The sequence below is a fragment of the Autumnicola edwardsiae genome (genome assembly GCF_031846505.1).
Classification (GTDB): Bacteria; Bacteroidota; Bacteroidia; order Flavobacteriales; family Flavobacteriaceae; genus Autumnicola; species Autumnicola edwardsiae.
Genome location: NZ_JAVRHP010000299.1, coordinates 1 through 501 on the forward strand (window position 1 = coordinate 1; position 501 = coordinate 501).

Below are 501 nucleotides of genomic sequence, written 5' to 3' on the forward strand. Positions count from 1 at the left end.
TCCTTCATTTTCCTTTTCGAGGTAGCTAACAAAACCGGCGGAACTTTTGGAGTAATTCCCCCCTAACTTCTGAGGTGTCATGGTGATATACATAGCAAGAAATTTTACAGGTTATTATCAGAATTATCTTTCTTCTCCAGACTATGTTGTTCCCGTTTTTAAACACCCTCTTTTTTCTCCCGGAGGATTTTCTTTTCCAGGATGAGTGGTTTCTTTTGAGGTACTTCGGTTTGAAAAAGGGAGGCGATCATCGCCGCGGTGGGTTTGGTTTGTGTTTTCTCCATATCACGCACAATGGCAATAACTGCATTAATACGTTTCTTAAAAGAAGCTTCGATAGTCCTTCCGGTTGGGCCCAATCTTTCGTGGGGAGAAATTTCATTATAGAAGAAAAAGTCGAGCATTGTTTCCAGAGCTTCGGTGTGTGATTTGAAGTGTGTTCTTGAAAATTCCTGAAACCGTTTTGCTGTTTCCTTTTTGAACCTGATGCCGATAAATGAT

Annotated in this window: 2 protein-coding genes; both read right to left on the reverse strand. The window is 40.7% G+C overall.

Going from position 1 to position 501, the window contains the following annotated elements:
• The coding region (locus RM529_RS17745; RefSeq protein WP_311486059.1) for a DUF5712 family protein at positions 1-93 on the reverse strand (93 nt) is incomplete at its 3' end.
• A gap of 65 nt (positions 94-158) precedes the next feature.
• A partial coding sequence (locus RM529_RS17750) for a BfmA/BtgA family mobilization protein (RefSeq protein WP_311486058.1) occupies positions 159-501 on the reverse strand: 343 nt, incomplete at its 5' end.